This is a genomic window from Maritimibacter alexandrii (assembly GCF_005871115.1).
GTDB classification, from domain to species: Bacteria; Pseudomonadota; Alphaproteobacteria; order Rhodobacterales; family Rhodobacteraceae; genus Maritimibacter; species Maritimibacter alkaliphilus.
Genome location: NZ_SWKQ01000013.1, coordinates 121826 through 135167, shown reverse-complemented (window position 1 = coordinate 135167; position 13342 = coordinate 121826). Strand labels below are relative to the sequence as shown.

At 62.3% G+C, this 13342-nt stretch carries 10 protein-coding genes and 1 pseudogene; 7 read left to right on the top strand and 4 right to left on the bottom strand.

Going from position 1 to position 13342, the window contains the following annotated elements; all coding sequences use genetic code 11:
- Nucleotides 1-4 precede the first annotated feature (4 nt).
- From FCT00_RS13245 to FCT00_RS13230, 4 genes are all read right to left on the bottom strand, one after another.
- Nucleotides 5-982, bottom strand: coding sequence for a thiamine pyrophosphate-dependent dehydrogenase E1 component subunit alpha (locus FCT00_RS13245; RefSeq protein WP_138423405.1), 978 nt, complete (start codon nucleotides 980-982; stop codon nucleotides 5-7).
- Between the two features lie 68 nt (nucleotides 983-1050).
- On the bottom strand, nucleotides 1051-2349 hold the full coding sequence (locus FCT00_RS13240; RefSeq protein WP_008330134.1) for a M24 family metallopeptidase: 1299 nt from the start codon (nucleotides 2347-2349) through the stop codon (nucleotides 1051-1053).
- Nucleotides 2350-2412: 63 nt separating this feature from the next.
- Complete coding sequence (locus FCT00_RS13235) at nucleotides 2413-3222, bottom strand: SDR family NAD(P)-dependent oxidoreductase (protein WP_008330133.1); 810 nt, start codon at nucleotides 3220-3222, stop codon at nucleotides 2413-2415.
- Nucleotides 3223-3232: 10 nt separating this feature from the next.
- Nucleotides 3233-5059 carry an ABC transporter substrate-binding protein gene (locus FCT00_RS13230; RefSeq protein WP_138423404.1) on the bottom strand — a complete coding sequence of 609 codons (1827 nt, stop codon included), beginning with the start codon at nucleotides 5057-5059 and terminating at the stop codon, nucleotides 3233-3235.
- Nucleotides 5060-5270: 211 nt separating this feature from the next.
- On the opposite strand from FCT00_RS13230, the gene FCT00_RS13225 reads away from it, so the two are divergent.
- From FCT00_RS13225 to FCT00_RS13200, 7 genes and pseudogenes are all read left to right on the top strand, one after another.
- A complete protein-coding gene (locus FCT00_RS13225; protein ID WP_008330131.1) occupies nucleotides 5271-6233 on the top strand; it encodes a sugar ABC transporter substrate-binding protein in 963 nt (320 codons plus the stop codon).
- A gap of 85 nt (nucleotides 6234-6318) precedes the next feature.
- On the top strand, nucleotides 6319-7131 hold the full coding sequence (locus tag FCT00_RS13220; RefSeq protein ID WP_138423403.1) for an SDR family NAD(P)-dependent oxidoreductase: 813 nt from the start codon (nucleotides 6319-6321) through the stop codon (nucleotides 7129-7131).
- Nucleotides 7132-7155: 24 nt separating this feature from the next.
- A complete protein-coding gene (locus tag FCT00_RS13215; RefSeq protein WP_040884557.1) occupies nucleotides 7156-8130 on the top strand; it encodes an ABC transporter permease in 975 nt (324 codons plus the stop codon).
- 10 nt (nucleotides 8131-8140) lie between these two features.
- Nucleotides 8141-9142: an ABC transporter permease gene (locus FCT00_RS13210; RefSeq protein WP_138423402.1), complete on the top strand. Its 1002-nt coding sequence runs from the start codon at nucleotides 8141-8143 to the stop codon at nucleotides 9140-9142.
- Nucleotides 9139-10647, top strand: a complete 1509-nt coding sequence (locus tag FCT00_RS13205; protein ID WP_008330127.1) for a sugar ABC transporter ATP-binding protein — start codon at nucleotides 9139-9141, stop codon at nucleotides 10645-10647. The genes FCT00_RS13210 and FCT00_RS13205 overlap by 4 nt, the downstream gene beginning before the upstream one ends.
- Before the next feature lie 668 nt (nucleotides 10648-11315).
- Nucleotides 11316-11797, top strand: a pseudogene (locus FCT00_RS21795) (UvrD-helicase domain-containing protein); the annotation flags it as partial.
- Between the two features lie 153 nt (nucleotides 11798-11950).
- Nucleotides 11951-13102: a 3'-5' exonuclease gene (locus tag FCT00_RS13200; RefSeq protein ID WP_328591400.1), complete on the top strand. Its 1152-nt coding sequence runs from the start codon at nucleotides 11951-11953 to the stop codon at nucleotides 13100-13102.
- Nucleotides 13103-13342 lie beyond the last annotated feature (240 nt).

The following is a 13342-nucleotide window of genomic DNA, read 5'->3' as shown; positions in this document are numbered from 1 at the left end:
CTCCTCAGTCCGCGTAGACGTGCATGTCGACCTCGGACGCGTCCGGGTAGGGCGCGGCCTCGGCATAGGCGACGGCGTCGGTGGCATCCTTTTCGATCTCGGCATTCATCGCCTCGATCTCTTCCTCGCTCGCGATACCCTGATCGACGAGGTAGGCGCGAAACCGGATGATCGGATCGCGGTTCTCGCGCCAATCCTTTTCTTCGTCCTTGGAGCGGTAGTATTCGCGATTGATGTCGCCGACGTGGTGGCCGTGGTAGCGGTAGGTTTCCAACTCGACGAAGAACGGACCCTCGCCCTTGCGACAACGCGCGACGAGCTTTTGCGTCAATTCGTTCACCGCGAGCACATCCTGCCCGTCGACCTTGTGCGCCTCGATCCCGAATGCCTCGGCCCGTGCGGTGATCGAGCCTGCCGCGATCTCATCCGTCCGGGTATATTCGGAATAGCCGTTGTTCTCGCAGGCGTAGATGACGGGCAGGTTCCAGAGCGCGGCCATGTTCATGACTTCGTACATCAACCCCTGCGCCGTTGCCCCATCCCCGAAGAAACAGACGGTGACGTCGTCCGACCCCTGAAGTTTCGCCCGCAGGGCCGAGCCGGTGGCGATGCCCATCGATCCGCCGACGATGGCGTTTGCGCCGAGGTTCCCGTGGCTTTGGTCGGCGATGTGCATCGATCCGCCCTTGCCGCGGCAATAGCCCTCTTCCTTGCCGAGGAGTTCGCAGAACATTTCCTTGAATTCCGCACCCTTGGCGACACAGTGGCCGTGTCCCCGGTGGGTCGAGGTGATGCGGTCGTCGTCCGTCAGCGCCTCGCAGATACCGACCGCCACGGCCTCTTCCCCCGAATACATATGGGTGAGGCCGGGCATCTTGGCGGAGAGGTAAAGCTGGTTCGCATTGTCCTCGAAGGTACGTATACGCACCATCTGGCGATACATGCGCAGGTAGTCCTCGGTGTTGGTCTTGGATTTCGCCATGATGTCCTCCCGAAGGTGGGGTTCACCCACCCTACGATACGCCCGTAGGGTGGGTGCGAACCCACCGATCAATAACGGTTCGCGATGGGCAGTTCTTCGGCGGGGAAGAGGCTGATGACTTCGACCCCGGTCTCAGTCACCACGACTTCCTCTTCGATCCGTGCGGCAGAGTATCCGTCGGCGGCGGGGCAATAGGTCTCCAGCGCGAACACCATGCCGGTCTGGATCTCCATCGGGTGCTCGAGGCTGACCGCGCGGCTGATGATCGGCCGTTCGTGCAGCGCGAGGCCAAGGCCGTGGCCGAACTGCAACCCGAAGGCGGCGTCTTCGTTCGGGAACCCGAATTCCTCGGCCTTGGGCCAGAGCTTCGCCACCTGATCGGTCGTCACCCCCGGCTTGATCGCCTGAATCGAGGCGTCGATCCATTCGCGCGCCTTGACGTAGGCATCGACCTGCGCAGGGGTCGAGCGTCCGATGTTGAACGTTCGGTAATAGCAGGTGCGATAGCCCTGATAGCTTTGCAGAATGTCGAAAAACGCCTGATCGCCGGGGCGGAACAGCCGGTCGGTGAAGTTGTGCGGATGCGGATTGCAGCGCTCGCCTGAGATCGCGTTGATCGCCTCGACGTCGTCCGACCCCATCTCGTAGAGCATCTTGTTGGACAGGGCGACGATGTCGTTCTCGCGCACCCCCGGTTTCAGCTCTTCGTAGATCATGTGGTAGACGCCATCGACCATGCTGGCCGCCTGCGTCAGAAGCTGGATTTCGTCCCAATTCTTGATCTCGCGCGCCGCAAGCATGATCTGCTGGCCGTCGACGACATGCAGGCCCTCTTCCTGCAACGCGTGGAACATGGCGGTTTCAGCGTAATCGACGCCCACCGGCATGTCCGCCATGCCCGCCTCCTTGATGAGGCGCGCGATCTCCTTGGCGTATTTGCGCATGAGCCCGAATTCCGGCGGGATCGTCCCGCGCATCCCGACGACGCCGGCGAGGCAGTGGTCAGGCTCCAGCCAGTCGGAATAGCGTTTGTGGTGCATCGCGGCCGAGCCGAAGTCCCAGACATAGGGGCTGTCGTCCCCGGTCAGGAGGCAGAAACGGCACATCTTGTCGCGTTCCCACTCGCCGATCTTGGTGGCCGAGACGTATCGGATGTTGTTCACGTCGAAGAGCAGGAGCGTCCCCGCATTCGAGGCCTGAAGCGCCTGACGGGTCCGGGCGAGCCGGTAGCGGCGCAGGCGGTCGTGGTCGATCCTGCGTTCGAAATCCACCGACATGTGGCCGGACGCGGGGAGGCGGTCGCGCCACTCCCAGTTCGGTTCGAGGTCTTGTGGGGTGAGCATGTTTGGCAGCAAGGCGCGTGACATTGGGGTCTCCTCCGGGGTCGCGCTGCGACCCTCATTTGTCTTTTTGAATTTGAAATCAGTGCGTTACTGGATGCACCAGCCGCCATCGATGTGGATCATCTGGCCGGTCATGTAGTCGCTGTCGTTACTGGCGAGGAACGAGGCGGTTCCGGTGATGTCCTCCGGGTAAGACACGCGCTTGATCTGAAGCGCGTCGCGCACGATGTCCTCGTAGGCCTGCCCCTCGCGTTTCTTGAACCCGATATCGACGAGGTCTTTGTCGAGCTGTTCCCACAGCGGCGTGACCACGACACCGGGGGCGTAGCCGTTGACGGTGATGTTGTGCTCGGCAAGCCCGATGGCACCGCAATGCGTGAGTGCGAGGCAGCCGTATTTCGATGTGCAATAGACGGTCACGTCGACCAGCGGCTTGCGGGACGCGATGCTGCCCACGTTGATGAGCTTGTAGGGATGATCCTCCATCGGACCCTGCGCGATCATCTGGCGCGCGGTTTCCTGCATCCCCAGCCACATCGCCTTGGTGTTCACGTTCATGATCATGTCCCAGTTGTCTTCATCGATATCCATGAAGAACCGGGGCTTGTTCAGGCCCGCGTTGAACAGACCCACGTTGATCGACCCGAAGGCGTCGACCACGGCTGCGACGGCGGCTGCGTTGTCTTCGCGCTTGGTCACGTCCATTTTGACCGAGATCGCCTTGCCGCCTCCGGCTGCGTTGATCCGGTCCGCGACGACCTTGGCCTCGTCGCCGTCCAGATCGCCGATGCAGACGTTCGCGCCCTGGGCCGCGAAGGCCTCGGCATTGGCCGCGCCCATACCGCGGGCGGCGCCGGTGATCAGGATGTTTTTTCCCTTCAGGCGATGTGGGTCCATGGTGTCCTCCCTAGGTGACCGGTGTTCGTAAAATGGCCTCGGCCTTGGCCTGCGCGCTGGCGAGCGCGTCCGCCGGGCTGACCAGCCCGCGCAGCATGTCGTGCAACTCGTTGCCGCAGACGGTGATGATGTCGGAGATCTGGGGCACGGGCGGGCGCGGCCAGAACTGAAGCTCGTCGCGCCAGGACATCTGGTCGACGAGTTCGAAGATCGGTGACAGCCGCCGCACCTCCGGGTCCGCGCCGACCGAGTAGCGGGGCGCGGTTCGGCTGCCTTCCTGTGCGTAGAGCTTCTGCGCGGCGGGCGCGGTGAAGGCGATCAGCGCCTCCACCGCGTCCGGGATGCGCTCCTCGGCGAGATTGGCGGGGATGCAGAGCGCATAGCCGCCCACGGGCGCGATGGGCGCGCCTTCGGGGCCGTGCGGATGCGGCAGGTAGCCGGTGTTGCCATGCGCCGCGCAGGATTTGTCGAGTTCGAAATAGGGCGCGAGCAGGGTGTAGCCATAGGCCATCGCGACCGATCCGGCGGCATAGGGGCGCACGCGCTCATACCACGACATCGACAGGATATCGGGCGGCGAGAACTGCATGAGCTCCATCAGATATTCCGCGGCTTCACGGGCGCGCGGCGAATCGAGCATCGGCCGGAAATCTTCGCGTTCGAGGTGATCGGCGTCGTAGCCGCCCGCGATCTCGGGCAGGTCGATGATCGGCTGACCGAAAGCGGCGCAGGTCATCATGAAGGTATGGCCGAGCGCCGTGCCGCGGGCCGCGTTCCATGCCACGCCATAGCGCCCCCGGCGGGGATTGTTGAAATGCCGCGCCGCCTCGATGACACGTTCGATCGTATGCGGTGGTCCCAGCCCGGCCTCGGCGAACCAGTCCTTGCGATAGAACATGAGCTCGGGCGTCGTCTGGCTCGGCACGCCATAGGGCACTTCGTCCCAATGGGTCGCGCGCCAGCCGGCTGTGTGGAAATCGCTGGGCTCCAGCCGCGCCACGTCCATCACGTCGGGCAGGGGGCGGATCACGCCCTTCTTCACGAACTCGCCGAGCCACGGCAGATCGACCGCGATAAGGTCGTAGCGGCTTCGGCTTCGGGTGGCGTTGCGCAACGCCTCTTCGCGCAGCCTGTCGATGGAAAACGCGCGTTGGTGGATGTCGGTGCCGACGATCTGCTCGAACTGGCGCTTCAGGTTCTCCATGACCATGAAGGTCGGGTCACCGTGGACCAGAATCCGCAGGCCGCCCGCGAGCTTGAGCGACTGAGGCAGGGCGCGGGGCGGCGCGATCATCGTCTGCCCCGGCTGGTAGGAGCCGCCGAAATAGTAGTCTCGGGCGCCATCGGTTCGCCGCGCGCCGCCATAGGCATCCTGCGCGATTCGGTCGATCCGGTCCGCGACCTGGCTGAAGACCTCGAACAGGTGCGCGCTGGGATGAAGCGAGACGCTCTTGCCCGATTTGGTGCGCGGGCGCTGTTCGATGAAACCCGCGTCCATCAGCTCGCTCAGCTTCCGGGTGCCGGTGGCATAGGGCACGCCCGAGGCCGAGACCATCGCAGAGGGCGAAACGACGCGGCCCTCGAAATGGCTGTGGAGCAGGTGCAAGAGCATGTTGAGATGAGGATTCGCCGTGCTCGGCTCGATCCCGTTGTCGATCTCGGTCGAAATGCCCTGAAGCAGCGTGACAACACGCAAAACATCCGGACTGTCGACCATCGCCGCGACGGCTTTGGCGCTGACCGGGCCATTCTGTCCAGAATGAACAAGTTTCACGGGGTCGTGATGCATTGGGTCCGTCTTTTGCGTGTTGCGGGTCGGTCGACGTTTGTTTGTCATGTCCGTCCTTCCGAAGTTGTCCAAAATGGGAGGGCTGGCGTATCGCCATTTTATCCAAAATGGATACCATGCTTTTCAGATTGAACAAAAAGGGGGCGTCCAACCCGCGACAAAATCGCGCTCGATGGAAAACAGGTTGCAAGGGGCGTCATGTCCCGGGCTGGGAGGACAGCCGCAATCGTGACAACATAAGTTTGGGAGGACCAATCACATGAAGATCTCGACCAAGTTTGCGCTCGTTTGTTCGACCGCGATGCTGGGCACCGCCGCCTTTGGCGAGGCGCACTCGAGCTACACAATCGGTATCACGCAGAACAACGTGGGCGTGGACAGCTACCAGACCACATACGAACAGGCCTTCATCGCGGCGGCCGAGGAAAACGACGCCGTCGAGGTCGTCGTGCTCGACGCCGGTGGCGACGTGGCGCGCCAGATCGCGCAGATGGAAGACCTCATCCAGCAGGAAGTCGACGCGATCATCATCTGGCCGACGAACGGCGAGGCGGTGATCCCGGCGGTGCGCAAGGCAAGCCAGGCGGACATTCCGGTGATCGTCACCAACTCCAACATCGCCGAGCAAGGCTTCGACTTCGTCGCCTCGTTCTCGGGCCCGGACAACATCACGCAAGGCGCCCGGTCGGCGGAAATCATGTGCGACCGGTTCAAGGCGCAGGGCATCGAAGGTGAAGCACAGATCGTGCAGATCTCGGGCCAGCCCGGTTACACCACGGCCATCGAACGGGCCAAGGGCTTCGAGGATCGCCTTCCGGAAGTCTGCCCGGATGTGACGCTGGTGGAAACGCAGCCGGGCGACTGGAACCGCGAAAAGTCGCAACAGGTCATGGAAGCCTTCCTCGTCAAATACGACGACATCGACGGCGTCTATGCCGGTGACGACAACATGGGTGTCGGCGCACTGAACGCCGCCAAGGCCGCCGGACGCGCGGGCGACATCACCTTCGTCGGGGCCACCAACTTCGCGGTCGGCTACGAAGCGATGGCCGCGGGCGAATACTGGGGCTCGATCTACCAGTCGCCGGTCGACGACGCGGAAGCCGCGCTTCAGACCGCGATCGACGTGCTCGACGGTAAGGACGTGCCGTTCCTGAACTACTTCGATACGCCGAAGATCACGCAGGACAACATGGACGAGTTCACCAAGCCCGTCTTCTGATCTCCTCCCCGGATGCGCGGGGTGCCCCGGCGCCTCGCGCATCCAGTTTTGTTTTTTCCACGTAGTGAATTCGAAAGGGGCGCACATGGCACGTGTCGCTGGACGGTCCTGTATCGTGACGGGCGCAGCCCAGGGAATCGGGAGAGCCATCGGGGAGGCGCTTCTGGACGAAGGGGCCAATGTTTGTTTCGCCGATATCAATGGGGACAAGGTCGGGGCCGTGGCCGACGCGAACGCCGAACGGGCCGCGCAGACCGGGGCCCGCGTGACCCACGCCGCCGTCGACGTGACGGACCGGGAACAGGTCCGGGCCATGATCGATCACACGGTGTCGCTGTTCGGACGCCTCGACGTGAAGTTCAACAACGCGGGCGTCAACAAGCCGATGAACTTTCTTGACGTGACCGAGGACAACTGGAATTTCGTCATGGGTGTCAACGGGTTGGGTTGCATGATCGGAATGCAGGAGGCCGCGCGCCAGATGATCGCACAGGGACGGGACGACGACGGCATGGCCGGCAAGATCATCAACACCGCCTCCGTCGCCAGCAGGCAGGGCTTCGACAATGTGGCGCCCTACTGTGCAAGCAAATGGGCGGTGGTGTCGCTGACCCAATCGGGTGCCCGCGACCTTGCCAAGCATGGGATCACGGTGACCGGCTTCGCGCCGGGCGTCGTCGCCACCGAGATGTGGGAGCAGGTCGATCAGGACCTGATGAGCATCGGCGCGGCGGAACGGCCCGGTCAGGCGATGGAGGAGTTTTCCGCCGAGATACTCAAGGGGCGCGTCGCGACGCCCGCGGACGTGACCGGAACGACATCGTTCCTCGCGGCCCGCGACAGCGACTACATGACGGGACAGATCGTAATGATCGACGGTGGCATGACACTGGTGTGACGTGCCGGCCATAGGGAGGACAACATGGCTGAATTGACGAGGAAGGGATTGCAGGGGTTCCTGGCGCGGCAAGGCATTCTTGTCGCCTTCGCGGTCTTCATGATCGCCTTCGCGGTCGCCAATCCGCGTTTCATCGACATCGACAACGTCTTCGGGGTGATCCGTTCGTCGGCCATTCTTGGCGTCATGGCGCTGGGCGTCACCTTCGTGGTGATCGGCGGAAACCTCGACCTGTCCGTGGGGTCGATGATGTCGTTCTCGACCATCGTGGTGCTCGACCTGCACGACAAGATCGGCCCGACGCTCGCCATACCGTCGATGTTCGCGATGACGCTGGCGCTTGGCGCGTTCATCGGGATTCTCGTGGGCTATCTCAAGCTCAACTCCCTGATCGTCACCTTGGGTATGCTGTCCGCGATCCACGGCCTGACGCTTACCTATTCCGGCGGCAAGAACATGGACATCGCCGACAAGTCGGGGACGTGGTTCAGCGTGTTCGGACAGGGGAGTGTGGCGGGGTTGCCGATGCCGATCCTGATCTTCGCGGGGCTGGCGATCGTGCTCAGTATCATCCTGTCGCGCACGCCGTTCGGGCGAAAGGTCTACGCGGTGGGCGGCAACGGGGTCGCCGCGACGTTCTCGGGCATTCCGCGCGCGCGGGTCGTGTTCATGACCTATCTCATGTCGTCCTTCTGCGTGGCGACGGCCGGGTTGATTCAGGCGAGCCGGTCGCTGGGAAGCCAGAACACCGTGGGGCAGGGCATGGAGCTTGAAGTTCTCGCCGCCGTGATCCTTGGCGGGGCCTCGCTCCTCGGCGGGTCCGGCACGATCTTCAAGACGGTGATCGGCGTGCTCATCCTCGGCTTCATTCAGAACGGTCTGTTGCTGTTGGGCCTTGCCTTCTACGCGCAATACATCGTGACCTGGATCATCATCATCCTCGCGGTCTGGCTCGATATCGCAGCCAAGCGCGGCGGGTTGTGGTCGCGGATCGCGTGAGGAGGGGACGATGAAAAACGAAACCCGAGCGAACCTTATCAAGCAAGGCGCGATCTGGGCCTTCATCCTGGTCGAGCTGGCCTTCTTCTCCATCGCGGGAGAGTTCCTGTCGGTGACCGAGACGGCCTTCATGGATTTCGACAACATGCTCCTGCTGCTCAAGCAGTCTGCGCCGATCGGGATCATCGCGCTCGGCATGACGATCATCATGATCAACGGCAACATCGACCTGAGCGTCGGCGCGACCTTCGCGCTCGCCGCCATCGTGTTGCTCGACAGCATGACATGGCCGTTCATGCAGACGCTGGGCAACTGGGCCATCCCGCTCGCCTGGCTCTTCGCCCTCGCCACCGGGGTCGTCCTTGGTGCGATCAACGGGCTGATCGTGTGGAAGACCGGGGTGGACGCGTTCATCGTCACGCTCGGTTCGATGCTGGGCTACCGTGGACTCGTCTTCATGTACAACGGCGAGCAGCCGACCAGCCACCTCAACTGGACGCTCGTCGATTTCGCCGAGGCGCAGTTCTTGGGCCTGCACACCGCGACATGGTTCCTGCTCGGCGCGGCGATCCTGCTGTGGCTGCTGATGACGCGGACGGTGCATGGCCGTAACGCCTATGCCATCGGCAACAACCGGGATGCGGCCGTCAACGCGGGCATCCGCGTGGGCCCGCATTTCCTGTGGAACTTCATGCTGATCGGCTTCCTCGCCGCGCTCTCCGCCGTCGTCTTCTACTCCGAAAGCGGATCGGTGAACCCGAACGACGGGATGCTCTACGAACTCTGGGCGATCACCGCCGTCGTGCTGGGCGGCACCAAGCTGTCGGGCGGCTACGGCTCGATCATCTCGACGCTCGGCGGCGTCATAGCGATCCAGCTTCTGCGCAAGGGTCTGGGCCACATCGGGGCGGATACCGAAACGGTGAACCTCGTCATCGGTCTGATCCTGATCGCGGTGCTGTTTCTGGATCGCCAGCTCAATCGCAAGGGCAAAGAGGAGCTTAGAACATGACCGACCAGACGCCGGCCCTGCGCCTCGAGGGTATCGTCAAGACCTTTCCCGGCGTGCGCGCGCTTGACGGTGTGTCCCTGACGGTCATGCCCGGAGAGGTCCACGCGTTGATGGGCGAGAACGGCGCGGGAAAATCCACGCTGATGAAGGTGCTGGGCGGAATCCTCGCGCCGAACGAGGGCCAGATCTTCATCGAAGAGCAGCCCACGGTCATGTCCTCGCCGATGAACGCCAAGGCCAAGGGCGTGGTCTTCATCCATCAGGAACTCAGCCTCGCCGATGAACTGACGGTGGCCGAGAACATTTTCCTTGGCGAACTCCCGAAGAAAAGCTTCGGGCGTGTGGACTGGCAGCGGCTTTATGACGAGACGGACGCGATCCTGAAGACCCTCAACGTGGGGTTCGCGGCCCGCACCCGGGTCGGCGACCTCTCCATCGCGAACCAGCAGATGGTCGAGATCGCGCGCGCCCTGACCGTCGAGCCCCGTGCCGTGATCTTCGACGAACCGACCGCGTCGCTCACCGATGCCGAAAAGGTCGTGCTGTTCGAGGTGATCGCCGACCTTCAATCGCGCGGCGTGGGGGTGATCTACATCTCTCACCGGATGGAGGAGATCTTCAAGATCACCGACCGGATCAGCGTCCTGCGCGACGGCCAGTATCGCGGCACGCTCAACACCGCCGAGACGAATGAAGAAGAGGTGACGCAGTTGATGATCGGGCGCACGCTCGACCTGTCGCGCAACGAAAGCACGCATGAACTGGGCGAGGTGGCGCTGGAAGTGCGCGGGCTGAGTTGTGGGGGCCTGTTCGAAGACGTGAGCTTTTCGGTCCGCCGGGGCGAAGTCGTCGGGTTCTACGGCCTCGTCGGCGCCGGACGCACGGAAATCGCCGAGACGCTCTTCGGCCTGCGTGAACCCTCCGCCGGGACGATCCACCTCGCCGGGGAAGAGGTCAGCATTCATTCGCCTGCGGACGCGATCAAGCGTGGCATCTCGCTGGTGCCGGAGGATCGAAAGGGCCAGGGGCTGATCCTCGGAATGAACTGTCGCGACAACATGACCTTGCCGCAGGTCTCGGACCTGACCGCGGGCCCCTTCGTCAGCGACGGGGCCGAGGTCGCGATCTTCGATCAATACCGCGACAAGCTCGACATCCGCACCCCGGGCTGGCGGCAGCTCGTCGGCAACCTGTCGGGCGGCAACCAGCAGAAGATCGTGATCGGGAAATGGCTTTCCATGAGACCCGAAGTGCTGATCGTGGACGAACCGACGCGGGGCATCGACGTAGGCTCCAAATCCGAAATTCACAACTTGATCCGCGAGCTGGCCGCACAGGGCTACGCGGTCATCGTCATCAGCTCGGAAATGCCCGAGGTGCTGCACGTCTCCGACCGGATCGTCGCGATGTTCTCAGGCCGCGTGATGCGCGAATTCACCGCCGAGGAAGTGACCGAGGACAGCCTGATTCAGGCGATTTCGGGTCTGACGGGGAAGACGGCTTAGGGACGGTGGTCAGGTAGCGGCGGGTAGGGTGGCTACGTCGGGAATGTGCCGCCGTCTGGTGCAGGGTTTCGTACTTTTGGTGAATATCCGAAAGGCAGGCTGCGTCTGACGCATCACTACAACGGATAGAATACCCGCGAGAGACCGGGTGGAATGTGTCCTGTTCTGGAAATGGGATCGCTGAAGCTTGCCAGAAACTCACGATGCGTCGGGAAACCATCCAGTTGGATTAGCCAACCATTGCGGATGTATTATTGTGTAGCGACGGCAAATGCTTTGCCATGCGCCCGCGTCTCGCGCCCGTGGGGTGGCGCTACCGTGTTTCGTTCAGCAATGACGCTGCGCATGAACCCGAAGGTCGGCGGTTTTACAACACAGCACTTCGCCCCCCTAGACGAGCATTTCGGTGAACAGACCGTACAGACGCATGTGATGGCTGCATACGCGGCCAAGGGGATTGACGACATCGGTGAAGCGCAGCGGCTCGCGTTCGACTATTTTGCCATGGACAAGGACGACTTCATGAAGGGTGGATGCCGGGTCGAGGCACAGAGTTCCGGCGGCAGGCGACACCACAATCTTATGCGGACATCGTCGAAGCAATCGGCAACACGACGCAGGAACAGATTGTCCGCGACGACCGCGAGCAAACTAATGTCCTTGTCCTCGCAGGTCCGGGTTCCGGCAAGACCCGCGTCTTGGTGCATCGGGTCGCATACCTTGTCAGGATTAAACGCGAGGACCCAAACGGAATTCTTGTCCTTCCTATAATCGTCATTCGGCCGCCGAGATCCGCGAGCGACTTCGGCGGCTTATCGATGACGATGCACGGTTCGTAACGGTTCTGACCATCCATGCACTTGCCATGCGGCTTGTAGGGGCGAGCTTCGCTGGACGTAAGGGGGCCGAAACTCCAGATTTCGACACCCTTCTGGCCGATGCCACCCGCCTCCTGCGCGGTGACGGTTTGGACAGGGTTGAAGCTGAAGCCATGCGCGAAACCCTGATACAGGGCTACCGCTGGATAATGGTGGACGAATACCAGGACGTGGGTCCGGAAGAATACGGGCTCATCTCGGCGGTCGCTGGGCGGAGTATCGACGATCCCGATCAGCGCATCAGCCTGTTTGCGGTGGGCGATGACGATCAGAATATTTACGCATTCGCGGGAGCCTCTGTTCGGCACATTCGACAGTTTGAAGGAGACTATTCGGCGAAACCCGTTTTCCTCACCGACAATTATCGTTCATCGCAAAACATCATCACAGCCGCGAATGCCGTCATCGAAGGGTCTCGCGAACGCATGAAAACGGGCCACGGGATCACCGTAGACCGGTCCCGGCGAAAAGAGCGGCCCGGTGGCGTGATGGAACGGCTCGACCGGGTGGCGCGTGGCCGGGTTCAGATTCTCTGCTGTCCGTCAGGCAACGATGCGCAGGCGCTCGCAGCCTTAAACGAGATGATACGGCTGTCCGGGCTGGTTCCGGACTGGAGCTGGAAACGCGCGGCGATCATTTCGCGCGACCGGCAAAAACTCCTGCCCGTGCGCGGATTTGCGGAAGCTCACGGAATCCCGGTGGAAATGGCGAATGAGAATTTGCCCGGCGTCTGGCGTAAGCGTGAAATGCAAGCTTTCATCGGGGCACTGCGGGAAGGTCATGGCCGGATGGTTACCTTGGGTGCCCTGACGGATATTCTCAACGCTATTCCCGCCAGTCGTTGGACCGACCGCATCGGTGAAGGCATCGGCCAGCTTGCGCGCGAAACCGATGGAAAGGCACTGCCCTCAACGGACCTGATCGAGTGGTTCGCGGAATGGTCACGGGATACGTGGGGAGAACTGCGTGGGCTGAAGCTTCTGACCGCTCATCGCGCCAAGGGGCTCGAGTTCGATGATGTTGTGATCCTCGATGGCGGTTGGGAAAAACCGTCACGCAACGAGAATGAGGATGCGCCTCGACAGCTGTTCTTTGTCGCCATGACCCGCGCGCGCCGCAACCTGATCGTAATGAGCAATGACAATCACGAATACCTGCCGACAAAATCCCCAGCTGTCGTGACACGACATGTCGTGGCGGACATGAGCGCCATGCCCGGTCCACGCCGCTTTTTCCAGTCGCGCGAGATGAAGATGGTCGATCTTTCCTATGCCGGGCGCCAGAACCATCGCCACCCTGTTCACAACGCGATCAGCACGGCGCGGGTCGGGGACCCGATCCGGCTGACCCGCATGGGTGATCGCTGGCAGATCGAAGACATGCGCGGACGGCCTCTTGGGCGGATGGCAAGAGCCTTCAAGCCACCGGCGAACGCCCAGTTCACGGATGGCCAGATCGCCGCGATCATTCGATGGGGAAAGGCCGACGCGGACGAGGCGTTTCACCACGTCTTGCATCAGGATGAATGGGAGGTCGTGGTGCCGGAGCTGGTCTTCCAACTGATGAGCGGGCGCTGATTCGTGGACCCAGACTCGCGCCAAGAAGCGCGAAAATGCAGGAAGCTGGACTTTGCAACAGAGTTGCGGAAGAAAAAATGTGCGCTCGCAGAAGAACTTGCGTGGGTAAAGGGCAGACGGATGAGATCCCGACGAGGTGTTTGTGAAGATCAGCGATGAGTGGAAAGACGCGGGAGAGTACGCTCGGTCATCAGGGCGAGTTGCTCGGACGTTTTGTGGTGTAGATCGTCGACTTAACGG

What these genes read in the sequence shown, in the direction of transcription:
- FCT00_RS13240 (WP_008330134.1), bottom strand. Translation starts at nt 2,349, where the DNA reads ATGTCACGCGCCTTGCTGCCAAACATGCTCACCCCACAAGACCTCGAA.
- FCT00_RS13225 (WP_008330131.1), top strand. Translation starts at nt 5,271, where the DNA reads ATGAAGATCTCGACCAAGTTTGCGCTCGTTTGTTCGACCGCGATGCTG.
- FCT00_RS13245 (WP_138423405.1), bottom strand. Translation starts at nt 982, where the DNA reads ATGGCGAAATCCAAGACCAACACCGAGGACTACCTGCGCATGTATCGC.
- FCT00_RS13215 (WP_040884557.1), top strand. Translation starts at nt 7,156, where the DNA reads ATGGCTGAATTGACGAGGAAGGGATTGCAGGGGTTCCTGGCGCGGCAA.
- FCT00_RS13200 (WP_328591400.1), top strand. Translation starts at nt 11,951, where the DNA reads ATGAAAACGGGCCACGGGATCACCGTAGACCGGTCCCGGCGAAAAGAG.
- FCT00_RS13220 (WP_138423403.1), top strand. Translation starts at nt 6,319, where the DNA reads ATGGCACGTGTCGCTGGACGGTCCTGTATCGTGACGGGCGCAGCCCAG.
- FCT00_RS13230 (WP_138423404.1), bottom strand. Translation starts at nt 5,059, where the DNA reads ATGACAAACAAACGTCGACCGACCCGCAACACGCAAAAGACGGACCCA.
- FCT00_RS13210 (WP_138423402.1), top strand. Translation starts at nt 8,141, where the DNA reads ATGAAAAACGAAACCCGAGCGAACCTTATCAAGCAAGGCGCGATCTGG.
- FCT00_RS13235 (WP_008330133.1), bottom strand. Translation starts at nt 3,222, where the DNA reads ATGGACCCACATCGCCTGAAGGGAAAAAACATCCTGATCACCGGCGCC.
- FCT00_RS13205 (WP_008330127.1), top strand. Translation starts at nt 9,139, where the DNA reads ATGACCGACCAGACGCCGGCCCTGCGCCTCGAGGGTATCGTCAAGACC.